Annotated in this window: 19 protein-coding genes and 5 pseudogenes; 17 read left to right on the plus strand and 7 right to left on the minus strand. The window is 48.7% G+C overall.

The annotated features are described in order from the left end of the window. Window positions 1-19 precede the first annotated feature (19 nt). From iucA to iutA, 5 genes are read left to right on the plus strand one after another with little or no spacing between them, the layout of a single operon-like run. Window positions 20-1,744, plus strand: a complete 1,725-nt coding sequence (iucA, locus tag HBM92_RS04190; protein ID WP_001299620.1) for an aerobactin synthase IucA — start codon at window positions 20-22, stop codon at window positions 1,742-1,744. Next, complete coding sequence (iucB, locus tag HBM92_RS04195) at window positions 1,745-2,692, plus strand: N(6)-hydroxylysine O-acetyltransferase IucB (RefSeq protein WP_001287497.1); 948 nt, start codon at window positions 1,745-1,747, stop codon at window positions 2,690-2,692. Continuing rightward, complete coding sequence (gene iucC / locus HBM92_RS04200; protein ID WP_001015709.1) at window positions 2,692-4,434, plus strand: NIS family aerobactin synthetase IucC; 1,743 nt, start codon at window positions 2,692-2,694, stop codon at window positions 4,432-4,434. Before iucB ends, iucC begins: the two co-directional genes overlap by 1 nt. Continuing rightward, a complete protein-coding gene (gene iucD, locus HBM92_RS04205) occupies window positions 4,431-5,768 on the plus strand; it encodes an NADPH-dependent L-lysine N(6)-monooxygenase IucD (RefSeq protein WP_000750139.1) in 1,338 nt (445 codons plus the stop codon). The genes iucC and iucD overlap by 4 nt, the downstream gene beginning before the upstream one ends. A 5-nt stretch (window positions 5,769-5,773) precedes the next feature. After that, window positions 5,774-7,969, plus strand: a complete 2,196-nt coding sequence (gene iutA / locus HBM92_RS04210) for a ferric aerobactin receptor IutA (protein ID WP_016265865.1) — start codon at window positions 5,774-5,776, stop codon at window positions 7,967-7,969. A 550-nt stretch (window positions 7,970-8,519) separates the two neighbouring features. Here iutA and HBM92_RS04215 read toward each other — a convergent pair. Then, window positions 8,520-8,663, minus strand: a complete 144-nt coding sequence (locus HBM92_RS04215; protein WP_011076574.1) for a hypothetical protein — start codon at window positions 8,661-8,663, stop codon at window positions 8,520-8,522. A 249-nt stretch (window positions 8,664-8,912) separates the two neighbouring features. Between HBM92_RS04215 and sat the strand changes: the two genes are divergently transcribed. From sat to HBM92_RS04240, 5 genes and pseudogenes are all read left to right on the plus strand, one after another. Continuing rightward, window positions 8,913-12,800, plus strand: a complete 3,888-nt coding sequence (sat, locus tag HBM92_RS04220) for a serine protease autotransporter toxin Sat (RefSeq protein ID WP_001034089.1) — start codon at window positions 8,913-8,915, stop codon at window positions 12,798-12,800. 46 nt (window positions 12,801-12,846) lie between these two features. Then, window positions 12,847-13,428, plus strand: coding sequence for a hypothetical protein (locus tag HBM92_RS04225; RefSeq protein WP_000291745.1), 582 nt, complete (start codon window positions 12,847-12,849; stop codon window positions 13,426-13,428). 337 nt (window positions 13,429-13,765) lie between these two features. Next, window positions 13,766-14,200, plus strand: a complete 435-nt coding sequence (locus HBM92_RS04230; RefSeq protein ID WP_001309734.1) for a transposase — start codon at window positions 13,766-13,768, stop codon at window positions 14,198-14,200. Further along, window positions 14,197-14,547, plus strand: coding sequence for an IS66 family insertion sequence element accessory protein TnpB (tnpB, locus tag HBM92_RS04235; protein WP_000624688.1), 351 nt, complete (start codon window positions 14,197-14,199; stop codon window positions 14,545-14,547). The genes HBM92_RS04230 and tnpB overlap by 4 nt, the downstream gene beginning before the upstream one ends. Window positions 14,548-14,577: 30 nt before the next feature. Continuing rightward, window positions 14,578-16,190 (plus strand): annotated as a pseudogene (locus HBM92_RS04240) (IS66-like element ISEc43 family transposase). Window positions 16,191-16,220: 30 nt separating this feature from the next. Here the strand turns inward: HBM92_RS04240 and HBM92_RS04245 are convergent. Then, window positions 16,221-16,477: pseudogene (locus HBM92_RS04245) on the minus strand (transposase); the annotation flags it as partial. Window positions 16,478-16,568: 91 nt separating this feature from the next. Between HBM92_RS04245 and HBM92_RS04250 the strand changes: the two are divergent. After that, a pseudogene (locus HBM92_RS04250) lies at window positions 16,569-17,796 on the plus strand (IS3 family transposase). A gap of 378 nt (window positions 17,797-18,174) precedes the next feature. Here the strand turns inward: HBM92_RS04250 and HBM92_RS25645 are convergent. Further along, the gene (locus HBM92_RS25645; protein ID WP_000922606.1) at window positions 18,175-18,357 is read right to left on the minus strand and encodes a hypothetical protein; all 183 of its coding nucleotides are present in this window, start codon (window positions 18,355-18,357) and stop codon (window positions 18,175-18,177) included. On the opposite strand from HBM92_RS25645, the gene iha reads away from it, so the two are divergent. Beyond that, the gene (gene iha, locus HBM92_RS04255; protein ID WP_001223352.1) at window positions 18,296-20,386 is read left to right on the plus strand and encodes a bifunctional siderophore receptor/adhesin Iha; all 2,091 of its coding nucleotides are present in this window, start codon (window positions 18,296-18,298) and stop codon (window positions 20,384-20,386) included. The genes HBM92_RS25645 and iha overlap by 62 nt on opposite strands. Before the next feature lie 217 nt (window positions 20,387-20,603). Here iha and HBM92_RS25770 read toward each other — a convergent pair. Continuing rightward, window positions 20,604-20,754, minus strand: a pseudogene (locus tag HBM92_RS25770) (transposase domain-containing protein); the annotation flags it as partial. 493 nt (window positions 20,755-21,247) lie between these two features. Here HBM92_RS25770 and HBM92_RS04265 point away from each other — a divergent pair. The 5 genes and pseudogenes from HBM92_RS04265 to HBM92_RS25055 form a co-directional block, all read left to right on the plus strand. Beyond that, on the plus strand, window positions 21,248-21,490 hold the full coding sequence (locus HBM92_RS04265) for a hypothetical protein (protein ID WP_001363144.1): 243 nt from the start codon (window positions 21,248-21,250) through the stop codon (window positions 21,488-21,490). A 290-nt stretch (window positions 21,491-21,780) separates the two neighbouring features. After that, a complete protein-coding gene (locus HBM92_RS04270; RefSeq protein ID WP_001443103.1) occupies window positions 21,781-22,149 on the plus strand; it encodes a hypothetical protein in 369 nt (122 codons plus the stop codon). Window positions 22,150-22,152: 3 nt separating this feature from the next. Continuing rightward, entirely contained in the window at window positions 22,153-22,368 is a 216-nt protein-coding gene (locus tag HBM92_RS04275; RefSeq protein ID WP_000266543.1) for a hypothetical protein, read from the plus strand. Beyond that, the gene (locus tag HBM92_RS25650; RefSeq protein ID WP_001309731.1) at window positions 22,365-22,637 is read left to right on the plus strand and encodes a hypothetical protein; all 273 of its coding nucleotides are present in this window, start codon (window positions 22,365-22,367) and stop codon (window positions 22,635-22,637) included. The genes HBM92_RS04275 and HBM92_RS25650 overlap by 4 nt, the downstream gene beginning before the upstream one ends. A gap of 57 nt (window positions 22,638-22,694) precedes the next feature. Next, window positions 22,695-22,775: pseudogene (locus HBM92_RS25055) on the plus strand (helicase); the annotation flags it as partial. A 145-nt stretch (window positions 22,776-22,920) separates the two neighbouring features. Here HBM92_RS25055 and HBM92_RS04280 read toward each other — a convergent pair. The 3 genes from HBM92_RS04280 to HBM92_RS04290 are packed head-to-tail and all read right to left on the minus strand — an operon-like array spanning window position 22,921 to window position 24,251. Further along, window positions 22,921-23,349 carry a DUF417 family protein gene (locus tag HBM92_RS04280; RefSeq protein ID WP_001322949.1) on the minus strand — a complete coding sequence of 143 codons (429 nt, stop codon included), beginning with the start codon at window positions 23,347-23,349 and terminating at the stop codon, window positions 22,921-22,923. Between the two features lie 39 nt (window positions 23,350-23,388). Further along, window positions 23,389-23,949, minus strand: a complete 561-nt coding sequence (locus HBM92_RS04285; protein WP_000109148.1) for a TetR/AcrR family transcriptional regulator — start codon at window positions 23,947-23,949, stop codon at window positions 23,389-23,391. 41 nt (window positions 23,950-23,990) lie between these two features. After that, window positions 23,991-24,251 carry a DUF1471 domain-containing protein gene (locus HBM92_RS04290; protein WP_001110186.1) on the minus strand — a complete coding sequence of 87 codons (261 nt, stop codon included), beginning with the start codon at window positions 24,249-24,251 and terminating at the stop codon, window positions 23,991-23,993. Between the last annotated feature and the right edge of the window lie 523 nt (window positions 24,252-24,774).

A 24,774-nucleotide genomic window follows, 5' to 3' on the forward strand; every position in this document is an offset into this window, starting at 1 on the left:
GTGTGGGAGCTGTTTGACTATGACCCTGCCCTCTGAAAAACCAGCCACAGATGTGGCTGCGCAGTGCTTCCTGAATGCACTGATTCGTGAAACCACAGACTGGAAACTGACAGAATACCCGCCAGACGAATTGATCATCCCGCTGGATGAGCAGAAATCGCTCCATTTCAGAGTGGCTTATTTCTCCCCAACCCAGCATCACCGCTTTGCATTTCCTGCACGTCTGGTCACGGCATCAGGCAGTTATCCTGTCGACTTTACCACTCTCTCCCGGCTTATTATTGATAAGCTACGGCATCAACTGTTTCTGCCCGTTCCCCTCTGCGAAACTTTCCACCAGCGCGTGCTGGAAAGCCACGCCCATACGCAACAGGCAATTGATGCCCGTCATGACTGGACCGCCCTGCGTGAAAAAGCGTTGAATTTTGGCGAAGCTGAGCAGGCGCTGCTGACAGGACACGCTTTCCACCCTGCGCCTAAGTCTCATGAACCGTTTAACCGGCGGGAGGCTGAACGCTACCTGCCTGATATGGCACCCCACTTCCCACTGCGGTGGTTTTCGGTGGATAAAACGCAAATCGCCGGTGAAAGTTTGCATCTCAACCTTCAACAGCGGCTGACGCGATTTGCCGCAGAGAATGCGCCTCAGTTACTCAACGAATTAAGTGACAACCAATGGCTGTTCCCGTTGCACCCGTGGCAGGGGGAATATCTTTTGCAGCAGGGGTGGTGCCAGGCACTTGTTGCTAAAGGGCTGATTAAAGACTTAGGTGAGGCCGGCACGTCGTGGCTGCCGACCACCTCTTCCCGTTCCCTCTACTGTGCCACCAGCCGCGATATGATCAAGTTCTCCCTGAGCGTACGGCTGACCAACTCCATCCGTACTCTGTCCGTGAAAGAAGTGAAGCGTGGGATGCGCCTGGCACGCCTGGCTCAAACCGACGGCTGGCAGATGCTACAGGTCCGCTTCCCGACTTTCCGGGTAATGCAGGAGGATGGCTGGGCCGGGCTGCTCGATCTTAACGGCAACATCATGCAGGAAAGTCTGTTTGCCCTGCGTGAAAATCTGCTGGTGGATCAGCCGAAAAGCCAGACCAACGTACTGGTCTCCCTGACTCAGGCCGCACCTGATGGCGGTGATTCGCTGCTGGTTTCGGCGGTAAAACGCCTGAGCGATCGCCTCGGTATCACTGTGCAACAGGCCGCCCATGCATGGGTCGATGCATACTGTCAGCAAGTGCTAAAGCCGCTGTTTACGGCTGAAGCGGATTACGGCCTGGTGCTGCTGGCGCATCAGCAAAATATTCTTGTCCAGATGCTTGGGGATCTGCCGGTCGGATTTATTTACCGTGACTGTCAGGGCAGCGCTTTTATGCCTCACGCGACAGACTGGCTCGATTCTATTGGCGAGGCGCAGGCGGAAAATATTTTCACCCATGAGCAGTTGCTGCGCTATTTCCCTTATTACCTGCTGGTTAACTCCACTTTTGCTGTGACCGCTGCGCTGGGGGCTGCCGGGCTGGACAGCGAATCGAATCTGATGGCTCGTGTACGAGCATCGCTGGCTGAAGTGCGTGATCAGGTGACTCATAAAACCTGTCTCAACTACGTGCTGGAAAGTCCGTACTGGAACGTAAAAGGTAACTTTTTCTGTTATCTGAACGATCATAACGAGAACACCATTGTTGACCCTTCGGTGATCTATTTCGATTTCGCTAACCCGCTGCAGGCTCAGGAGGTCTGAATGTCTGAGGCAAACATTATTCACAGCAGATATGGACTGCGCTGTGAAAAACTCGACAAGCCCCTGAATCTTGGCTGGGGACTGGACAATAGCGCGGTGTTGCACTGTCCCGGGGAGCTGCCGACAGGGTGGCTGTGCGATGCGCTGGATCAGATATTTATCGCCGCACCACAACTGTCAGCAGTGGCTCTCCCCTGGGCCGAATGGTGTGAGGAGCCACAGGCGCTGACGCTTTTTGGGCAGGTAAAAAGCGACATTATCCATCGTACCGCCTTCTGGCAGTTACCGTTATGGTTGAGTTCACCGGCAAACCGGGCCTCCGGTGAAATGGTTTTTGATGCAGAGCGTGAGATTTATTTCCCGCAGCGCCCACCCCGTCCGCAGGGTGAGGTTTACCGCCGTTACGACCCACGTATTCGCAGGATGCTGAGTTTCCGCATTGCCGATCCCGTTTCTGATGCAGAACGTTTCACCCGCTGGATGAATGATCCGCGCGTTGAGTATTTCTGGGAGCAAAGTGGCTCACTGGAGGTACAGACCGCCTATCTGGAGCGCCAGCTCACCGGTAAACATGCATTCCCGCTGATTGGGTGCTTCGACGATCGGCCATTCAGCTATTTTGAAATCTACTGGGCGGCGGAAGACCGCATTGGTCGTCACTATTCGTGGCAGCCCTTTGACCGTGGCCTGCATCTGCTGGTTGGTGAACAGCAATGGCGCGGGGCCCACTATGTGCAAAGCTGGCTGCGCGGGCTGACACATTACCTGCTGCTGGATGAGCCCCGTACGCAGCGCACAGTACTGGAGCCACGCACCGATAACCAGCGCCTGTTCCGCCATCTTGAGCCTGCGGGATACCGGACAATTAAAGAGTTCGACTTCCCACATAAGCGCTCGCGCATGGTGATGGCGGATCGTCATCACTTCTTCACGGAGGTCGGTCTGTAATGAATCACAAGGACTGGGATTTTGTTAACCGTCGGCTGGTGGCAAAAATGTTGTCTGAGATGGAGTATGAGCAGGTTTTCCACGCGGAATCTCAGGGCGATGACCACTACTGCATTAACCTGCCGGGAGCACAATGGCGCTTTATCGCTGAACGTGGTATCTGGGGCTGGCTGTGGATTGATGCCCAAACGTTGCGCTGCACGGACGAACCAGTACTGGCGCAGACGCTGCTGATGCAGCTAAAGCCGGTGCTGTCAATGAGTGATGCCACTGTTGCAGAGCATATGCAGGATTTGTATGCCACGCTACTGGGCGACCTGCAACTGCTGAAGGCCCGTCGCGGACTGAGTGCCAGTGACCTGATTAATCTTGATGCCGATCGTCTGCAATGCCTGCTGAGCGGTCATCCTAAATTCGTTTTTAATAAAGGTCGCCGTGGCTGGGGCAAAGAGGCGCTGGAACGATATGCGCCAGAGTATGCCAACACCTTCAGACTGCACTGGCTGGCGGTAAAACGTGAACATATGATCTGGCGCTGCGACAACGATCTGGATATTCAGCAGTTGTTGACTGCCGCAATGGATCCGCAGGAGTTTACACGCTTCAGTCAGGTCTGGCAGGAAAACGGGCTGGATCACAACTGGCTGCCGCTGCCGGTACATCCGTGGCAGTGGCAGCAAAAAATCGCCACCGACTTCATCGCTGATTTTGCCGAAGGCAGGATGGTGTCTCTCGGCGAGTTTGGCGACCAGTGGCTCGCCCAGCAGTCGCTGCGTACCCTGACCAACGCCAGCCGCCGGGGAGGGCTGGATATCAAGCTGCCGCTGACCATCTACAACACCTCATGCTACCGGGGGATCCCTGGCAGATATATCGCTGCCGGACCACTGGCTTCACGCTGGCTGCAACAGGTTTTTGCGACCGACGCCACCCTGGTGCAAAGCGGCGCAGTGATCCTTGGTGAACCGGCTGCAGGCTATGTGTCCCATGAAGGCTATGCCGCGCTTGCCCGGGCTCCCTATCGCTACCAGGAAATGCTTGGTGTTATCTGGCGGGAGAATCCGTGCCGCTGGCTGAAACCGGATGAAAGTCCGGTTCTGATGGCAACACTGATGGAGTGCGACGAAAACAATCAGCCGCTGGCAGGCGCATATATCGACCGCTCCGGACTGGACGCTGAAACCTGGCTTACGCAATTGTTCCGGGTGGTTGTGGTTCCGCTGTATCACCTGCTTTGCCGCTACGGTGTCGCGCTTATTGCACACGGACAAAATATAACGCTCGCCATGAAAGAGGGGGTACCACAGCGTGTTCTGCTGAAAGACTTCCAGGGCGATATGCGGCTGGTGAAAGAAGCGTTTCCCGAAATGGACTCTTTGCCTCAGGAGGTGCGTGATGTCACATCCCGTCTGAGTGCGGACTACTTAATCCATGATTTGCAGACGGGTCACTTCGTGACAGTACTGCGTTTTATTTCGCCACTGATGGTTCGTCTTGGCGTACCTGAAAGGCGATTTTATCAACTGCTGGCAGCAGTGTTGAGTGATTACATGAACAAACATCCACAAATGTCAGAGCGTTTTGCGCTTTTCTCACTCTTCAGGCCACAAATCATTCGCGTGGTGCTGAACCCGGTAAAACTGACCTGGCCGGACCAGGATGGCGGCAGTCGCATGCTGCCGAATTACCTTGAGAATCTGCAAAATCCGCTGTGGCTGGTAACTCAGGAATATGAATCATGAAAAAAAGTGTCGATTTTATTGGTGTCGGGACAGGGCCATTTAATCTCAGTATTGCTGCATTGTCACATCAGATCGAAGAACTGAACTGTCTCTTCTTTGACGAACATCCTCATTTTTCCTGGCATCCGGGTATGCTGGTACCGGATTGTCATATGCAGACTGTCTTTCTGAAAGATCTGGTCAGTGCAGTTGCACCTACAAATCCCTACAGCTTTGTTAACTATCTGGTGAAGCACAAAAAGTTCTATCGCTTCCTTACAAGCAGACTACGTACAGTATCCCGTGAAGAGTTTTCTGACTATCTCCGCTGGGCTGCTGAAGATATGAATAACCTGTATTTCAGTCATACCGTTGAAAATATTGATTTCGACAAAAAAAGTCGATTGTTTCTGGTTCAGACCAGTCGGGGAGAATATTTTGCCCGCAATATCTGCCTTGGTACAGGAAAACAACCTTATTTACCACCCTGTGTGAAGCATGTGACACAATCCTGTTTCCATGCCAGTGAAATGAATCTTCGTCGGCCGGACCTGAGTGGAAAACGGATAACTGTGGTTGGTGGAGGACAGAGTGGTGCAGACCTGTTCCTTAATGCATTACGCGGGGAATGGGGAGAAGCGGCGGAAATAAACTGGGTCTCACGGCGTAATAATTTTAACGCACTGGATGAGGCTGCTTTTGCTGATGAGTATTTTACACCTGAATATATTTCAGGCTTCTCCGGACTGAAGGAAGATATTCGCCATCAGTTACTGGATGAGCAGAAAATGACATCGGATGGCATCACTGCCGATTCTTTACTGACCATTTATCGTGAGTTGTACCACCGTTTTGAAGTTCTGAGAAAACCAAGAAATATCCGTCTGCTACCCAGCCGCTCGGTAACAACTCTGGAAAGTAGTGGTCCGGGCTGGAAGTTATTGATGGAACATCATCTGGATCGGGGCAGAGAGAGCCTGGAAAGTGATGTGGTGATTTTCGCCACAGGTTACCGTTCTGCATTGCCACAAATACTTCCCTCACTGATGCCCTTGATCACCATGCACGATAAGAACACCTTTAAAGTGCGTGATGACTTCACTCTGGAATGGAGTGGCCCGAAAGAAAATAACATCTTTGCGGTCAACGCCAGCATGCAAACTCATGGCATCGCCGAACCCCAGCTCAGCCTGATGGCCTGGAGATCTGCACGTATTCTTAATCGCGTACTGGGGCGTGATTTATTCGATCTCAGTATGCCGCCCGCACTGATTCAGTGGCGCAGCGGCAGCCGGAAAAAACCGCAGCCGGAGGCTGCTGCTTTAACTCACTATACAACAAATATTCAGGAATAACGATGATGCGCAAAAAGTATATGCCCCGGGCTCTTGGTCCGCTGCTTCTTGTCGTGCTGTCACCAGCTGTCGCCCAGCAAAACGATGATAATGAGATCATAGTGTCTGCCAGCCGCAGCAATCGAACTGTAGCGGAGATGGCGCAAACCACCTGGGTTATCGAAAATGCCGAACTGGAGCAGCAGATTCAGGGCGGTAAAGAGCTGAAAGACGCACTGGCTCAGTTAATCCCCGGCCTTGATGTCAGCAGCCAGAGCCGAACCAACTACGGTATGAACATGCGTGGCCGCCCGCTGGTTGTCCTGATTGACGGTGTGCGCCTCAACTCTTCACGTTCCGACAGCCGACAACTGGACTCTGTCGATCCTTTTAATATCGACCATATTGAAGTGATCTCCGGCGCGACGGCCCTGTACGGTGGCGGGAGTACCGGAGGGTTGATCAACATCGTGACCAAAAAAGGCCAGCCGGAAACCATGATGGAGTTTGAGGCTGGCACAAAAAGTGGCTTTAACAGCAGTAAAGATCACGATGAGCGCATTGCCGGTGCTGTCTCCGGCGGAAATGACCATATCTCCGGACGTCTTTCCGTGGCATATCAGAAATTTGGCGGCTGGTTTGACGGTAACGGCGATGCCACCCTGCTTGATAACACCCAGACCGGCCTGCAGCACTCCAATCGGCTGGACATCATGGGAACCGGTACGCTGAACATCGATGAATCCCGGCAGCTTCAACTGATAACGCAGTACTATAAAAGTCAGGGGGACGACAATTACGGGCTTAATCTCGGGAAAGGCTTTTCCGCCATCAGCGGGAGCAGCACACCATACGTCAGTAAGGGGCTGAATTCTGACCGCATTCCCGGCACTGAGCGGCATTTGATCAGCCTGCAGTACTCTGACAGTGATTTCCTGAGACAGGAACTGGTCGGTCAGGTTTACTACCGCGATGAGTCGTTGCGGTTCTACCCGTTCCCGACGGTAAATGCGAATAAACAGGCGACGGCTTTCTCCTCGTCACAGCAGGATACCGACCAGTACGGCATGAAACTGACTCTGAACAGCCAACTTATGGACGGCTGGCAAATCACCTGGGGGCTGGATGCTGAGCATGAGCGCTTTACCTCCAACCAGATGTTCTTCGATCTGGCTCAGGCAAGTGCTTCCGGAGGGCTGAACAACCATAAGATTTACACCACCGGGCGCTATCCGTCATATGACATCACCAATCTGGCGGCCTTCCTGCAATCCAGCTATGACATTAATGATATTTTTACCGTTAGCGGTGGCGTACGCTATCAGTATACTGAGAACAGGGTAGATGATTTCATCGACTACACGCAGCAACAGAAGATTGCTGCCGGGAAGGCGATATCTGCCGACGCCATTCCTGGTGGTTCGGTAGATTACGATAACTTTCTGTTCAATGCTGGTCTGCTGATGCACATCACCGAACGTCAGCAGGCATGGTTCAATTTTTCCCAGGGGGTGGCATTGCCGGATCCGGGGAAATATTATGGTCGCGGCATCTATGGTGCAGCAGTGAACGGCCATCTTCCCCTGACAAAGAGCGTGAACGTCAGCGACAGTAAGCTGGAAGGCGTGAAAGTCGATTCTTATGAACTGGGCTGGCGCTTTACCGGTGACAACCTGCGGACTCAAATCGCGGCATATTACTCGCTTTCCAATAAGAGCGTGGAAAGGAATAAAGATCTGACCATCAGTGTGAAGGACGACAGGCGCCGTATTTACGGCGTGGAAGGTGCGGTGGACTACCTGATCCCGGATACTGACTGGAGTACCGGTGTGAACTTCAATGTGCTGAAAACCGAGTCGAAAGTGAACGGTCAATGGCAAAAATATGACGTGAAGGAATCAAGTCCATCGAAAGCGACAGCTTACATTAACTGGGCGCCGGAACCGTGGAGTCTGCGTGTACAGAGCACCACTTCTTTCGACGTAAGCGATGCAGAGGGTAACGATATTAATGGTTACACTACCGTCGATTTTATCAGTAGTTGGCAGCTTCCGGTGGGAACACTCAGCTTCAGCGTTGAGAACCTCTTCGACCGTGACTATACCACTGTCTGGGGACAGCGTGCACCTCTGTACTACAGCCCGGGTTACGGCCCTGCTTCACTGTACGACTACAAAGGCCGGGGCCGAACCTTTGGTCTGAACTACTCAGTGCTGTTCTGACGTGGATGCTTTTGCAACAAGGGTATGCTGTAAACAACATGGTCCTTGGTGGCCATGTTGTTTACAGCCAGTATAATATACAGCCTTAACAAGATATTCCGTCTCCGGAATGGACTGTTCACCACTGAATAACATTATGTCTGTTTTATGGATCTTTGACTGAAATTTATCGCATATCCTCATTTCATTGTCCGTCTGAAAACTAACCTTACAAGTAAGCGTCGTCTCAGCACCGTCTGGCAGATCCTGAAATTCCTGAGAGGATGATCTGCGCCCAATATCCTGAGTCGGAACTTTGCTGCAATGAAGGCCAACGAAAAATGGGGGAGTATGTTATAGAGTACTTGCTACAGGGTAAAAAGAGGTACCTGTCGCTGGTTCTCCGTTCAGTTTAACCGGGAGATTTTCTCCTGCGCCTGTCATAAAGTCCGGTAATGGAGATTGTTAATACGATGGTGCACGATGCATTGTCAGTGCCCGGCCCGGAGGATGCCCCGTAGCTACATACGGATCAGGGTTGGCAATATCGAATGGCAGGCTATAGGCAAAGTTAAAGCCCCATGGAGTAGCACAAAATATGCCGCACAAAGGAAACGGTCTGAATAACGCAGCGATGGAGAACTTCTTCGGCACACTGCAAAATCGCATCGTGGTCGATCGCTAATTCGTCGTGAATCACTGAACGATGTTCCATGCGAACAGATATTCGATCATATCGAAATATTAAACATTACCCCTCCCCACATTGGGCAAAAAAAAACAAAAAACGATCAATTAACGATCAATTAGTATTGATTCACATAATCTCTCATCATTAATGAGAACATTGTCACATATTTACAATATAGAACTGTTACTTTTAGCAAGCTGTTAGTAACCAACCGTTACTAATAATTTTAATTCTTAATACTTTGTTCATTCAATAAATGAGTTGAGAGAATATATGAATAAAATATACTCCCTTAAATATAGTGCTGCCACTGGCGGACTCATTGCTGTTTCTGAATTAGCGAAAAGAGTTTCTGGTAAAACAAACCGAAAACTTGTAGCAACAATGTTGTCTCTGGCTGTTGCCGGTACAGTAAATGCAGCAAATATTGATATATCAAATGTATGGGCGAGAGACTATCTTGATCTTGCACAAAATAAAGGTATTTTCCAGCCCGGAGCAACAGACGTAACAATCACTTTAAAAAACGGAGATAAATTCTCTTTCCATAATCTCTCAATTCCGGATTTTTCTGGTGCAGCAGCGAGTGGCGCAGCTACCGCAATAGGAGGTTCTTATAGTGTTACTGTTGCACATAACAAAAAGAACCCTCAGGCCGCAGAAACCCAGGTTTACGCTCAGTCTTCTTACAGGGTTGTTGACAGAAGAAATTCCAATGATTTTGAGATTCAGAGGTTAAATAAATTTGTTGTGGAAACAGTAGGTGCCACCCCGGCAGAGACCAACCCTACAACATATTCTGATGCATTAGAACGCTACGGTATAGTCACTTCTGACGGTTCAAAAAAAATCATAGGTTTTCGTGCTGGCTCTGGAGGAACATCATTTATTAATGGTGAATCCAAAATCTCAACAAATTCAGCATATAGCCATGATCTGTTAAGTGCTAGTCTATTTGAGGTCACCCAATGGGACTCATACGGCATGATGATTTATAAAAATGATAAAACATTTCGTAATCTTGAAATATTCGGAGACAGCGGCTCTGGAGCATACTTATATGATAACAAACTAGAAAAATGGGTATTAGTCGGAACAACCCATGGTATTGCCAGCGTTAATGGTGACCAACTGACATGGATAACAAAATACAATGATAAACTGGTTAGTGAGTTAAAAGATACCTATAGTCATAAAATAAATCTGAATGGCAATAATGTAACCATTAAAAACACAGATATAACATTACACCAAAACAATGCAGATACCACTGGTACTCAAGAAAAAATAACTAAAGACAAAGATATTGTGTTCACAAATGGGGGAGATGTCCTGTTTAAGGATAATTTGGATTTTGGTAGCGGTGGTATTATCTTTGACGAAGGCCATGAATATAACATAAACGGTCAGGGATTTACATTTAAAGGAGCAGGAATTGATATCGGAAAAGAAAGCATTGTAAACTGGAATGCATTGTATTCCAGTGATGATGTTTTACACAAAATAGGCCCCGGTACTCTGAATGTTCAAAAAAAACAGGGGGCAAATATAAAGATAGGTGAAGGAAATGTTATTCTTAATGAAGAAGGAACATTTAACAATATATACCTTGCAAGCGGAAATGGTAAGGTAATACTAAATAAAGATAATTCCCTTGGCAATGATCAATATGCGGGGATATTTTTTACTAAACGTGGTGGTACGCTAGATTTAAATGGACACAATCAGACTTTTACTAGAATTGCCGCCACTGACGATGGAACAACAATAACTAACTCAGATACAACGAAAGAAGCCGTTCTGGCAATCAATAACGAAGACTCCTACATATATCATGGGAACATAAATGGCAATATAAAACTAACGCACAATATTAATTCTCAGGATAAGAAAACTAATGCAAAATTAATTCTGGATGGTAGTGTCAACACAAAAAATGATGTTGAAGTCAGTAATGCCAGTCTTACCATGCAAGGCCATGCAACAGAGCATGCAATATTCAGAAGCTCAGCGAATCATTGCTCCCTGGTATTTCTTTGTGGAACGGACTGGGTCACCGTTTTGAAAGAAACAGAGAGTTCATATAATAAAAAATTCAATTCTGATTACAAAAGTAATAATCAGCAGACCTCATTTGATCAGCCTGACTGGAAAACCGGGGTGTTTAAATTTGATACATTACACCTGAACAATGCTGACTTTTCAATATCACGCAATGCCAATGTTGAAGGAAATATATCAGCAAATAAATCAGCTATCACAATCGGCGATAAAAATGTTTACATTGATAATCTTGCAGGGAAAAATATTACTAATAATGGTTTTGACTTCAAACAAACTATCAGTACTAATCTATCCATAGGAGAAACTAAATTTACAGGTGGCATCACTGCACATAACAGCCAAATAGCCATAGGTGATCAAGCTGTAGTTACACTTAATGGTGCAACCTTTCTGGATAATACTCCTATAAGTATAGATAAAGGAGCAAAAGTTATAGCACAAAATTCCATGTTCACAACAAAAGGTATTGATATCTCCGGTGAACTGACTATGATGGGAATCCCTGAACAGAATAGTAAAACTGTAACGCCGGGTCTCCACTACGCTGCTGATGGATTCAGGCTGAGTGGTGGAAATGCAAATTTCATTGCCAGAAATATGGCATCTGTCACCGGAAATATTTATGCTGATGATGCAGCAACCATTACTCTGGGACAGCCTGAAACTGAAACACCGACTATATCGTCTGCTTATCAGGCATGGGCAGAGACTCTTTTGTATGGCTTTGATACCGCTTATCGAGGCGCAATAACAGCCCCCAAAGCTACAGTTAGCATGAATAATGCGATCTGGCATCTAAATAGCCAGTCATCAATTAATCGTCTAGAAACAAAAGACAGTATGGTGCGTTTTACTGGTGATAATGGGAAGTTTACAACCCTTACAGTGAACAACCTTACTATAGATGACAGTGCATTTGTGCTGCGTGCAAATCTGGCCCAAGCAGATCAGCTTGTTGTCAATAAATCGTTGTCTGGTAAAAACAACCTTCTGTTAGTCGACTTCATTGAGAAAAATGGAAACAGCAACGGACTGAATATCGATCTGGTCAGCGCACCAAAAGGAACTGCAGTAGATGTCTTTAAAGCTACGACTCGGAGTATTGGCTTCAGTGATGTAACACCGGTTATCGAGCAAAAGAACGATACAGACAAAGCAACATGGACTCTGATCGGCTATAAATCTGTGGCCAACGCCGATGCGGCTAAAAAGGCAACATTACTGATGTCAGGCGGCTATAAAGCCTTCCTTGCTGAGGTCAACAACCTTAACAAACGTATGGGTGATCTGCGTGACATTAACGGTGAGTCCGGTGCATGGGCCCGAATCATTAGCGGAACCGGGTCTGCCGGCGGTGGATTCAGTGACAACTACACCCACGTTCAGGTCGGTGCGGATAACAAACATGAACTCGATGGCCTTGACCTCTTCACCGGGGTGACCATGACCTATACCGACAGCCATGCAGGCAGTGATGCCTTCAGTGGTGAAACGAAGTCTGTGGGTGCCGGTCTCTATGCCTCTGCCATGTTTGAGTCCGGAGCATATATCGACCTCATCGGTAAGTACGTTCACCATGACAACGAGTATACCGCAACTTTCGCCGGCCTTGGCACCAGAGACTACAGCTCCCACTCCTGGTATGCCGGTGCGGAAGTCGGTTACCGTTACCATGTAACTGACTCTGCATGGATTGAGCCGCAGGCGGAACTTGTTTACGGTGCTGTATCCGGGAAACAGTTCTCCTGGAAGGACCAGGGAATGAACCTCACCATGAAGGATAAGGACTTTAATCCGCTGATTGGGCGTACCGGTGTTGATGTGGGTAAATCCTTCTCCGGTAAGGACTGGAAAGTCACAGCCCGCGCCGGCCTTGGCTACCAGTTTGACCTGTTTGCCAACGGTGAAACCGTACTGCGTGATGCGTCCGGTGAGAAACGTATCAAAGGTGAAAAAGACGGTCGTATGCTCATGAATGTTGGTCTCAACGCCGAAATTCGCGATAATCTTCGCTTCGGTCTTGAGTTTGAGAAATCGGCATTTGGTAAATACAACGTGGATAACGCGATCAACGCCAACTTCCGTTACTCTTTCTGATAACAGCCCGGGCCGCGTTTGCGGCCCTTCTTCTACCGGAGAGAATATGTATTACCCTGTGACAGACTATATCGCTCTTGCTCTCATTATTAGCTTTCTTTTTCTGACATTATTTATCTGCCTGTTATGCCTTAAACATGAGCGAATAAAAAAAGAAACTATCAGGCAAAAAAATGCACATATTCTGGATCATGGCTGGAATGCAACTGAGTTCTCATGGTTCCGATACGGACAGTATAACGAAACGGGTATTTACATCTCGATCGAGAAGACCATTATCATTACAATCACCGTTTCTGGTGGGTGCTTTAAAAAAGAATACAGCATTGTCTCCCACATGCTGGTCACTGACACCATAACAGAGGCCACCCTGTACGAAAACGGGCTGTATACGCGCCACATCAGACTCAGTCGCCCAGTATCTGACAGCAAATACCCCTTGCCTCCCGGATCTCAGCTCATTAAAAATATGACCTTACGACTGCGCCTGCAGGATCAGCAGGAAGAAACATCCGTGACATTATTTCAGGGAAAAATGAGTACCGACGGAAATAACTATTCCATCATCAAAGGTAAAGTAAGCTCAGTACTTCTGTTATTAAAAATGCTGCAGATTAATCACGCCTGATCTCTGTCCCGGTATTTTAGCCCGAGGTATATTCTGAAATATCATTCATCATGACCGGCGTTTATACAAACGCCGGTCATTCGCTAACAGCTTCACCGTTCCTTCCCCCATCCAGGTTCCGCATGAGCGTGTTGTAATGTTCATAAGCGTATTATCAGGATTGTCGTAAGCGTAAACTGACCGCCGTATGTAGCCATTAAGCCAGTATTGGTAACGTAGGTGCCCACCTTTTCATCAACTAGTGGACACCTGGTAAGCGTAAAGCCAATGCCGTCTGTAACACCTGCTCCTTGCAGACTAAATTAGAGCTCCTTCTAAATTAGACGGAGTTCTATTGATGGATAAACCTACAGACTGGCGCTCCGGAACCCGCCGGATATTTTCTAATGAATTTAAACTTCATATGGTTGAACTGGCTTCGAAACCAAATGCCAATGTTGCACAACTGGCCCGGGAACATGGCGTTGATAACAACCTGATTTTTAAATGGCTACGCCTCTGGCAAAGAGAAGGACGTATTTCTCGTAGAATGCCTCCAACTATTGTAGGCCCTACAGTATCACAATCTTTTCCGGCCTCTCCGACTCTGGTTCCAGTGGAACTTATCGACACCCCGCGCTGTGCTACAGATGCTCCTGCTCCGGAGGCATTATCAGTTGCTTGTGCAGCTTCCTGCCATGTGGAATTCCATTACGGTAAAATGATGCTGGAAAATCCTTCACCAGAGCTGCTCACGGTGTTGATCCGTGAGCTGACCGGGAGGGGACGATGATTTCACTCCCATCAGGTACCCGTATCTGGCTCGTTGCCGGCGTTACTGATATGCGTAAATCCTTCAACGGTCTGGGGGAGCAGATACAGCATGTGCTGGATGATAACCCCTTCTCCGGTCACCTGTTTATCTTCCGTGGCCGACGGGGAGACACGATTAAAATCCTGTGGGCTGATGCTGATGGTCTGTGCCTGTTCACCAAACGCCTTGAGGAAGGTCAGTTTATCTGGCCTGCGGTGCGTGACGGTAAGATATCCATTACCCGCTCGCAACTGGCAATGCTCCTCGATAAGCTGGACTGGCGTCAGCCAAAAACATCCCGCCTTAACGCACTGACAATGTTGTAAAAAACTCCTGACCGCATTATAAAAACGGCCATGAGTCAGAAATACCTCATTCGCATCGCTGAGCTGGAAAGGCTGCTCTCTGAGCAGGCTGAAGCCCTCCGTCAGAAAGACCAGCAACTGAGTCTGGTTGAAGAGACGGAGGCCTTCCTGCGCTCTGCACTGGCACGTGCCGAAGAAAAGATCGAAGAAGATGAACGGGAAATAGAGCATCTGCGGGCTCAGATAGAAAAACTGCGCCGGATGCTGTTCGGAACCCGTTCTGAAAAACTGCGTCGTGAGGTTGAACAGGCTGAAGCCCTGCTGAAACAACGCGAGCAGGAAAGCGATCGTTACAGTGGGCGTGAGGATGACCCGCTGGTTCCCCGCCAGTTGCGACAGTCACGCCATCGTCGTCCGTTACCGGCATATCTCCCCCGTGAAATATACCGCCTGGAGCCTGAAGAAAGCTGTTGCCCGGAGTGTGGCGGTGAGCTGGATTATCTGGGGGAAGTCAGCGCAGAACAACTGGAACTGGTGAGCAGCGCCCTGAAAGTGATCCGCACAGAACGGGTAAAAAAAGCCTGTACAAAATGTGACTGCATCGTTGAAGCACCGGCACCATCCCGTCCGATAGAGCGTGGTATCGCGGGCCCGGGGTTACTTGCCCGCGTGTTAACGGGAAAATACTGCGAACACCTGCCACTGTATCGTCAGAGTGAAATCTTTGCCCGCCAGGGTGTCGAACTGAGCCGTGCCTTACTCTCCAACTGGGTTGATGCGTGCTGCCAGTTAATGACTCCGCTGAATGATGCCCTGTACAGTTATGTGATGAACACCCGCAAGGTTCACACTGATGACACACCAGTAAAAGTACTGGCACCGGGCAGGAAGAAGGCGAAAACAGGATATATCTGGACGTATGTCCGGGATGACCGGAATGCCGGTTCGCCAGAACCTCCGGCGGTCTGGTTCGCCTACTCACCGGACCATCAGGGTAAACATCCGGAGCAACACCTTCGTCCCTTCCGGGGTATCCTGCAGGCAGATGCGTTCGCAGGTTACGATCGGCTGTTCAGTGCCGAACGTGAAGGCGGCGCGTTGACGGAAGCAGGATGCTGGGCTCATGCGCGGCGCAAAATCCACGATGTATATATCAGTACTAAAAGCGCGACGGCGGAAGAAGCACTGAAACTAATCGGCGAACTGTACGCCATTGAGCACGAAATACGCGGGTTGCCGGTGTCTGAACGCCTGGCGGTCAGGCAAATGCAGAGTAAACCGCTACTGACTTCCCTGTATAAGCTGATGCAGGAGAAAGAACACACGTTATCGAAAAAATGCCGTCTGAGAGATGCGTTCCGGTATATCAGGAAGCACTGGGTTGCGTTGTGCAACTTCTGTGATGACGGTCTGGCGGAGGCGGACAATAACACAGCGGAAAGAGCGCTTCGTGCAGTCTGTCTCGGAAAGAAAAATTCGTGTTCTTCGGTAGCGATCACGGCGGCGAGCGTGGTGCACTGTTGTACGGGCTGATCGGCACCTGCCGGTTGAATGGTATCGATCCGGAAGCGTATCTGCGCCATATCCTGAGCGTACTGCCGGAATGGCCTTCCAACCGAGTTGACGAACTCCTGCCATGGAACGTAGTACTCACTAATAAATAAGCGTCAATACGGTGCTCCGTTGACGCTTACACGCACCTGCTTTTCCAGCTCACGAATACATTGCTGCTCTGATGTGAATGGTGCTGCAGAAGGCGTGATCTCCTGACGTTCCCGTCTGAGCTGACATACCCATGCCTCCAGAGTAGAGAAACCAACATTCATAGCTTCAGTAGCTTCCCGGTATGAGTAACCTTTATCAACGATAAGTTGGGCGCATTCCAGATTAAACTCAGGAGAGAAGGTACGCTTTGTTTTCTTGTTGTTTTATGTTGTGGTGAGAATATCACTAGACTGGCCCCCTGAATCTCCAGACAACCAGTATCACTTAAATAAGTGATAGTCTTAATACTAGTTTTTAGACTAGTCATTGGAGAACAGATGATTGATGTCTTAGGACCGGAGAAACGCAGACGGCGTACCACACAGGAAAAGATCGCTATTGTTCAGCAGAGCTTTGAACCGGGAATGACGGTCTCCCTTGTTGCCCGGCAACATGGTGTGGCAGCCAGCCAGTTATTTCTCTGGCGCAAGCAATACCAGGAGGGAAGTCTTAGTGCTGTGGCCGCAGGAGAACAGGTCGTTCCTGCCTCTGAACTTGCTGCTGCCATGAAGCAGATTAAAGAACTCCAGCGCCTGCTCGGTAAAAAACGATGGAAAATGAACTCCTTAAAGAAGCCGTTGAATATGGGCGTGCAAAAAAGTGGATAGCGCACGTGCCCTTATTGCCCGGGGATGGGGAGTAAGCTTAGTCAGCCGTTGTCTCCGGGTGTCGCGTGCGCAGTTGCACGTCATTCTCAGACGAACCGATGACTGGATGGATGGCCGCCGCAGTCGTCACACTGATGATACGGATGTGCTTCTCCGTATATACCATGTTATCGGAGAGCTGCCCACGTATGGTTATCGTCGGGTATGGGCGCTGCTTCGCAGACAGGCCGAACTTGATGGTATGCCTGCGATCAATGCCAAACGTGTTTACCGGATCATGCGCCAGAATGCGCTGTTGCTTGAGCGAAAAACCGCTGTACCGCCATCGAAACGGGCACATACTGGCAAAGTGGCCGTGAAAGAAAGCAATCAGCGATGGTGCTCTGACGGGTTCGAGTTCCGCTGTGATAACGGAGAAAAACTGCGAGTCACGTTCGCGCTGGACTGCTGTGACCGTGAGGCACTGCACTGGGCGGTCACTACGGGCGGCTTCGACAGTGAAACAGTACAGGACGTCATGCTGGGAGCGGTGGAACGCCGCTTCGGCAACGAGCTTCCGGCGTCTCCAGTAGAGTGGCTGACGGATAATGGTTCATGCTACCGGGCTAATGAAACACGCCAGTTCGCCCGGATGTTGGGACTTGAACCGAAGAACACGGCGGTGCGGAGTCCGGAGAGTAACGGCATAGCAGAGAGCTTCGTGAAAACGATAAAGCGTGACTACATAAGTATCATACCCAAACCAGACGGGTTAACGGCAGCAAAGAACCTTGCAGAGGCGTTCGAGCATTATAACGAATGGCATCCGCATAGTGCGTTGGGTTATCGCTCGCCACGGGAATATCTGCGGCAGCGGGCCTGTAATGGGTTAAGTGATAACAGATGTCTGGAAATATAGGGGCAAATCCATTGTCAGCGCCAACAATGTGGGCTGACATGATAAAGCTGTCTAGGAAATCGTTCGCCTCCTCAGCGGACAATCCAAATGGTGATTGTCTCTGTTAAACGTTTATTTTGAAGGTCGACTGAATAAGGTGATGACGCTGTAGAATTTTTCACGTGCCACAGAATTTTGAACGCTTTCTCTTACAATATTTCAATGTTTCTATCAGTATTCGCCGGAAGAAGTCATCGACCAAATCATCCCAGTCGTCTCGCACCACTGACCATTCATGGTTGACATGTGGTGGAAATCCGCTTCTACAGTAACCATTTTTTATTCGCAAAACCGAACACGCCATACGGATAGCTGTTAACTGGCATGCCGAGGCAGTCGTTATTTATATTTAGTTTTGTCAATAATCTTTATTTTTTGTAAAAGGTAAATATAAATTATTCTCATTATTGTTTGTATTTGTGTATTGTCTTGCCGGTTAACATGATCGGAGATTAGTAATATGCGAATAACCACTCTGGCTTCCGTAGTCATTCCCTGTCTCGGATTTTCAGCCAGCAGCATAGCTGCTGCAGAGGATGTGATGATTGTCTCGGCATCCGGCTATGAGAAAAAGCTGACTAACGCAGCCGCCAGTGTTTCTGTGATTAGCCAGGAGGAATTGCAGTCCAGCCAGTACCACGATCTGGCGGAGGCTCTGAGATCAGTAGAGGGTGTGGATGTTGAAAGTGGTACGGGTAAAACCGGTGGGCTGGAAATCAGCATCCGAGGAATGCCAGCCAGTTACACGCTGATACTGATTGATGGTGTTCGTCAGGGCGGAAGCAGTGACGTGACTCCCAACGGTTTTTCTGCCATGAATACCGGGTTCATGCCCCCTCTGGCCGCCATTGAGCGTATTGAGGTTATCAGGGGGCCGATGTCCACACTGTATGGCTCTGATGCGATGGGCGGTGTGGTGAATATCATTACCAGAAAGAATGCAGACAAATGGCTCTCTTCCGTCAATGCAGGGCTGAATCTGCAGGAAAGCAACAAATGGGGTAACAGCAGCCAGTTTAATTTCTGGAGCAGTGGTCCCCTTGTGGATGATTCTGTCAGCCTGCAGGTACGCGGTAGCACACAACAGCGTCAGGGCTCATCGGTCACATCACTGAGCGATACAGCAGCCACGCGTATTCCTTATCCCACGGAGTCACAGAATTATAATCTTGGTGCACGTCTTGACTGGAAGGCGTCGGAGCAGGATGTGCTCTGGTTTGATATGGATACCACCCGGCAGCGTTATGATAACCGGGATGGGCAACTGGGGAGTCTGACGGGGGGATATGACCGGACCCTGCGCTATGAGCGAAACAAAATTTCAGCTGGCTATGATCATACTTTCACCTTCGGAACATGGAAATCGTATCTGAACTGGAACGAGACAGAAAATAAAGGTCGTGAGCTCGTACGCAGTGTACTGAAGCGCGACAAATGGGGGCTTGCCGGTCAGCCGCGGGAGCTTAAGGAATCGAACCTTATCCTGAATTCATTACTGCTTACCCCTCTGGGAGAATCTCATCTGGTTACGGTGGGGGGCGAGTTTCAGAGCTCGTCCATGAAAGACGGAGTTGTCCTTGCCAGCACAGGTGAAACTTTCCGGCAGAAAAGCTGGTCGGTATTTGCTGAGGATGAGTGGCATCTCACGGATGCACTTGCGCTGACTGCGGGCAGCCGCTATGAACATCATGAGCAATTCGGGGGACACTTCAGTCCGCGTGCATATCTGGTCTGGGATGTGGCAGATGCCTGGACGCTGAAAGGCGGTGTGACCACGGGATATAAGGCACCCAGAATGGGGCAGCTACATAAAGGGATTAGTGGTGTATCCGGGCAGGGAAAAACAAATCTACTTGGTAACCCCAACCTGAAGCCGGAAGAGAGCGTCAGTTATGAGGCTGGGGTGTATTACGATAACCCCGCCGGTCTGAATGCCAATGTCACAGGTTTTATGACTGACTTCTCCAACAAGATTGTCTCTTATTCCATAAATGATAACACCAATAGCTATGTAAACAGCGGAAAGGCCCGGTTGCATGGTGTGGAATTTGCCGGCACATTGCCGCTGTGGTCAGAGGATGTCACGCTGTCACTGAATTACACCTGGACCCGAAGTGAACAACGTGATGGTGATAACAAAGGTGCGCCGCTGAGTTATACCCCTGAACACATGGTGAATGCGAAACTGAACTGGCAGATCACCGAAGAGGTGGCATCATGGCTGGGTGCCCGTTATCGCGGGAAAACACCACGTTTCACCCAGAATTATTCGTCACTGAGCGCTGTACAGAAGAAAGTGTATGATGAGAAAGGAGAATACCTGAAAGCCTGGACGGTGGTGGATGCAGGTCTGTCGTGGAAGATGACGGATGCCCTGACGCTGAATGCTGCGGTGAATAACCTGCTCAACAAGGATTACAGTGACGTGAGCCTGTACAGTGCCGGTAAGAGTACGCTGTATGCCGGTGATTACTTCCAGACGGGATCATCAACAACAGGATATGTGATACCTGAGCGAAATTACTGGATGTCGCTGAACTATCAGTTCTGATAATAACAAAACGCTATCACTGACGGTAGAATACGTTGCCACTGCAACTCCTGGCGGAACAGTGGCAACGTATTAGGTTAAGTGCATTTCCGATCCGCTAATGAGATTTCGTTACCAACAACTAATATCGTCACAGGAAATGCACGGATTATTTTTAACTTATCATTTACATACTTGTCCAGAGTGTAAGCGCACCGTGAAGGACGTGGGGTAAAAATTAGTTTACAGAGAGAGTGACGTTCCAGGGCAACAACTCTTTCATGCGGTTGGCAGGCCAGGTGTTGATTACACTGATCACGTGGCGTAGCCACGTTTCCGGCTCGATTCCGTTAAGTTTTGCAGCTACCGATCAGGCTGTACATCACTGCCGCACTATCGCTCGTCATCTCAAAGTCCGGTCTCGTCAGCAGGAAGGTATCATTCTCTCCCGCCATTTTTCCGGGGGCCCGGTCAGATAAGTCCCTTTGTCTATCGCTGACTCCTGGCTCATAACCCGGTTAGCAGAATGCAGGGTCACCACCTCGCCACGACCGAATCCGGATAAGTCAATTGCACCTTCTCAATCGCCATTTTGTCACAATTAAGTTTGATAAAGCAGGTCACCTCTGCACTGAATCTGCTCCAGTGCCTCATTGGTCTCCGTCCACCCCTTTAAACTGCCGGATAAGACTGCTGCACAGCGCCTTCCCCGGAATCAAATCACTTTCCCTGTCCGCCACAATCCGCTTCATGCCACCTCGTATTTTGTTTCAGAGACCGGAATCTGCCAGAAAGTGACTACGCGTGCACATATCGGTTTTCTGGGTTACATGCATCGTGTTATTTTCTGAAATGCAAAATAATAAAAAACAAGGACACATCATGAAGGATGAAATACACAGTACCAGCATTAACCCGGATGTTGTTGAGCAGTTTCTGGCCCTTATGAACACACATTGTAAATCCTCAGAAGAGGCACTCGCCATGCTGAGTACGCTTTGTTACAACCTGATGATGACATGCGGTATCCATTCCATGGACAGCCAGATGCTCAATGGGCATGGGATATCCATGCAACTTCAGGGGATTGATATTGCCGAAAGGCCAGGCAAGAATATTCACTAACCTGAACAGGGCCTGAAAACGCTGTCTTTTCAGGCCTCTGCAGGCAAAAACTGATGACAACAAAATTTCTGCGTTTGTACCCCACCGATGAAAAAGACAAAAACTCACACCGGGCTTCTAGCCAGTAAAGATAAAACCCGACGTGTCAGCCTCTACGAAACGCCAACGGCATGGTGTATCAGGGGGCAGGAGTGCTACAGCAAAAGTACAGGACGCCGCTGTGGCAGCCACGACAGTCTGAGCAGACTGCGCCTGGACAGCATTAAGCCTGTTGAATGAGTGGTGGCACCATGAAAGATAACAACACAACCGCCACCCCAGAAGCCTGGAAAATGCGTTTTCTGGCCAACGGGACATCCGGCACATGGTTTTACACTGAAGACATTGCAGTCACTGACGCGTGGCTTCGCGCGCACCCGGATGATGTGGAGGTTATCCCTCTCTGCCGGATACAGCCCCGCCAGTATTCCCATGAACAACATATTGAAGAACTCCGCGCAGCCCTGGCCCGGATGCTGCATATGCATCATATGATGCTGGAAACCACGCATTACAGGGAAAACATCACCGATGCCCGTTGTATCCGTGAAATGCATGAAGCTCCATTACAGGCGCTCAATATTCTGGCCAGATACCCGCATAAAAAGGACGAGGTGTGACGCATGTGGCTACTGATTTTCTGGCTTTCATCTCCCTTTAATGTCTCTTCCGGTGATGCCCGGCAGCCCACACTGGCGGTGCACAGCCAGGCATTTCATACCGAACGGGCCTGTCGCGATGCATTGCGCGCCATTAAAAAGGAGAATGTTGGCGAATTTTCTCTGCGGGGCGTTTGTGTTTCTGACGGAAATACGAAGGAGGAGGCTGAGAGCTCATGACGGATATTACTGACAGACATACACTTCGCCGTATGTCCTGGTCGGAACTCTTCACGGCAGCACAGGAAGCGGAATTTCAGCGTGATTACGAGCGTGCCAGAATAGTGTGGTCATTCGCCTTACATGTTGCAACAACCACGATTAACAAAAATCTGGCCATAGCTCATATTCGACGCTGCGATACTTTGTTGCATAAATCAAAAACAGTACCCGGAAACAACACGGGGGGCCGGTCAGTGTGCCTGAGACCCCAACATCCCCGGAGATGACTGACATTCCGGACTGACGCAGTTGTTGCATATCTGTGGCAATACGTTGTATCCAGCCAAGTTGCGTTATTTCGTCGGTTGTTTCGTGGGCGTAGTGATGTATGGGGCCTTCGATGGGAAAGTAAAACTAGCGGAAAATAAAAGTACTCGCCTGCCTACGGACCTTTTTACTCAGGGTATTTTTGTTTTCCATAACGTTGCGTATTAACATGAAGGAGAACGAGGGGGATTAGGTAATCTCTTTCCATGAAAATACGCAAACGTTCATCACCGAAGTGAAAAATCAGTTTTTGATATTTAAATGATTTTTCAAATCATATTTCAGCAGGACACTACCAGCACCTAACAGCAGCACATCTTTGATGACAAAACTGTCAACTTTTCCCAGTTGTGGTAACAGACTTAGTGTGACTAAACCTGTAACAATAACGATAATATCTCCCAGTATGCCAGCAGCAGGCCTGAAGAAGCCGATACTCAGTGCTAGAAAAGTGATAGTTTCCACTATGCCGAGGAAATAGCTCCCCCCATGAACACCAAACATAATGTACAGGATATTCAGCCACGTGGGAGAAATCAGGGGCTTGAGGGCCATCACTTCAAAATCAAACCATTTATAGGTCCCGAAGAGCATAAATATTATAATAACAGACAGGCGAAGAATAACTATGTCATAATCTGATTTAATGTAAACATTAATAAATTTTTTCATTTCATTCTCCGGGTGGAAAATTATATGCACTAAAAAGGATTAAGTACGGGTATCAAGCATTTTAATTAAAGCGTTAACGGTTCCTGAATAGGTATCATGTGGTGGAAGTCGATTTAACATCAGTGCCCCCTTTAGTGTAGAACAGACTATAACGGCGAGCTCATCCGGAAGAAGAACTGTTTTGAACTCTCCACTATTCTGCCCGGAGGTGATAATATCTTTAATCATCTGTATCTCCTGATGTGCCAGTTGACTTACAGCCTCCTGTAATTCAGGAGAAAACTGATGGCTGTCGGATAGCATGGCATAAATACCGCACATTTCCCCTCTTTCAGCACAACCAGCAAATGCATCAAGATATGTCCTGAGACGTTGTACACCAGAAGAAACATTATGGAGAGTTATATTAAGTCTATCAAATACTTCTGTTTTGTATTGGCAGTAGGCTATACCAAGATCAGTTTTCCTCGGGAAATGGTGATGAATACTGGCTTTTCTGATACCAATTTCTTTTTCCAGATCTGCGTAACTGAACCCCAAAAATCCGCGTTGCTGGATCAGAGTATCCGTTATGCGAAGTATATTCTCATAAGTAGACACGGCTTTACCTGTTATGTATTAAAGGGACTATTATACATATTTTAACGATAGATAATGGCAGTTCCATCAAGTTTATTTTTTCCTCCCAATGAAGTGATTCGGAAATGAGAACCTCCTGCCTGCTCCGCTTTGTCTTTAAGCGCAGTTGCCACCTCTTCTGGTGTATATAGATTACCAACAGAAATATAGTCTGACGGCATCAAACCAACAACGTCCTGACGATTAATTTCATCTGCAGCAGTTGCGTAGCCTGTCAGAATGAGACCAAGGGCGACAATGGTAGTGCAGATAACATAATTCATGAGCAGTTTCTCTTTATGTTTGCGATACTACACATGCTACCTTCTGATTGGTAGGCTTGCAAGATGGATTTATTTAAAATAAGAGGGATGATTTGTATCAAATTGTTTTGTATTTTTGTGTTTTGTATCACTGAGGTGAAGTTGTAAGATCTGGCCCTCTGCGAGGTTGGCTCTGTCGAAAGGAACAGGTGACGAGAGTTAACATCGTTGCCTTGGCTGCATGGGGGATATGTAGCTACCCCCTGATATTTCCGCCACGGAAGCCAATATGAACAACAATAACAATACGCCTCGTTTCCAGTATGCTTCATGTCGGATATTTTGTAAGCGCTATGTACTTCCCGGGACGCTTATCTTTTAGCCGTAGCTGGTAGTGCAATAAAAGCCTGGCAGCAATCCAGGCCTCTACGTTCTAAGAATCAACTGTCAGTGCAGAGGAATGCGCACGACGCTCTCGTTGTTATTGGCTTTTGCCGTCGCACCGTCGTTTTTCACGGTGACAAACAGCGCGTGCGCTTTGCTA

Origin of the sequence: Escherichia sp. E.sYA108 (genome assembly GCF_011754335.1) — a bacterium.
Classification (GTDB): domain Bacteria; phylum Pseudomonadota; class Gammaproteobacteria; order Enterobacterales; family Enterobacteriaceae; genus Escherichia; species Escherichia coli.

Bases quoted from the DNA above. Each gene is read 5' to 3' on its own strand.
- iucA (WP_001299620.1), top strand. From the start codon at position 20: ATGACCCTGCCCTCTGAAAAACCAGCCACAGATGTGGCTGCGCAGTGC.
- iucB (WP_001287497.1), top strand. From the start codon at position 1,745: ATGTCTGAGGCAAACATTATTCACAGCAGATATGGACTGCGCTGTGAA.
- iucC (WP_001015709.1), top strand. From the start codon at position 2,692: ATGAATCACAAGGACTGGGATTTTGTTAACCGTCGGCTGGTGGCAAAA.
- iucD (WP_000750139.1), top strand. From the start codon at position 4,431: ATGAAAAAAAGTGTCGATTTTATTGGTGTCGGGACAGGGCCATTTAAT.
- iutA (WP_016265865.1), top strand. From the start codon at position 5,774: ATGCGCAAAAAGTATATGCCCCGGGCTCTTGGTCCGCTGCTTCTTGTC.
- HBM92_RS04215 (WP_011076574.1), bottom strand. From the start codon at position 8,663: ATGGAACATCGTTCAGTGATTCACGACGAATTAGCGATCGACCACGAT.
- sat (WP_001034089.1), top strand. From the start codon at position 8,913: ATGAATAAAATATACTCCCTTAAATATAGTGCTGCCACTGGCGGACTC.
- HBM92_RS04225 (WP_000291745.1), top strand. From the start codon at position 12,847: ATGTATTACCCTGTGACAGACTATATCGCTCTTGCTCTCATTATTAGC.
- HBM92_RS04230 (WP_001309734.1), top strand. From the start codon at position 13,766: ATGGATAAACCTACAGACTGGCGCTCCGGAACCCGCCGGATATTTTCT.
- tnpB (WP_000624688.1), top strand. From the start codon at position 14,197: ATGATTTCACTCCCATCAGGTACCCGTATCTGGCTCGTTGCCGGCGTT.
- iha (WP_001223352.1), top strand. From the start codon at position 18,296: ATGCGAATAACCACTCTGGCTTCCGTAGTCATTCCCTGTCTCGGATTT.
- HBM92_RS25645 (WP_000922606.1), bottom strand. From the start codon at position 18,357: ATGCTGCTGGCTGAAAATCCGAGACAGGGAATGACTACGGAAGCCAGA.
- HBM92_RS04265 (WP_001363144.1), top strand. From the start codon at position 21,248: ATGAAGGATGAAATACACAGTACCAGCATTAACCCGGATGTTGTTGAG.
- HBM92_RS04270 (WP_001443103.1), top strand. From the start codon at position 21,781: ATGAAAGATAACAACACAACCGCCACCCCAGAAGCCTGGAAAATGCGT.
- HBM92_RS04275 (WP_000266543.1), top strand. From the start codon at position 22,153: ATGTGGCTACTGATTTTCTGGCTTTCATCTCCCTTTAATGTCTCTTCC.
- HBM92_RS25650 (WP_001309731.1), top strand. From the start codon at position 22,365: ATGACGGATATTACTGACAGACATACACTTCGCCGTATGTCCTGGTCG.
- HBM92_RS04280 (WP_001322949.1), bottom strand. From the start codon at position 23,349: ATGAAAAAATTTATTAATGTTTACATTAAATCAGATTATGACATAGTT.
- HBM92_RS04290 (WP_001110186.1), bottom strand. From the start codon at position 24,251: ATGAATTATGTTATCTGCACTACCATTGTCGCCCTTGGTCTCATTCTG.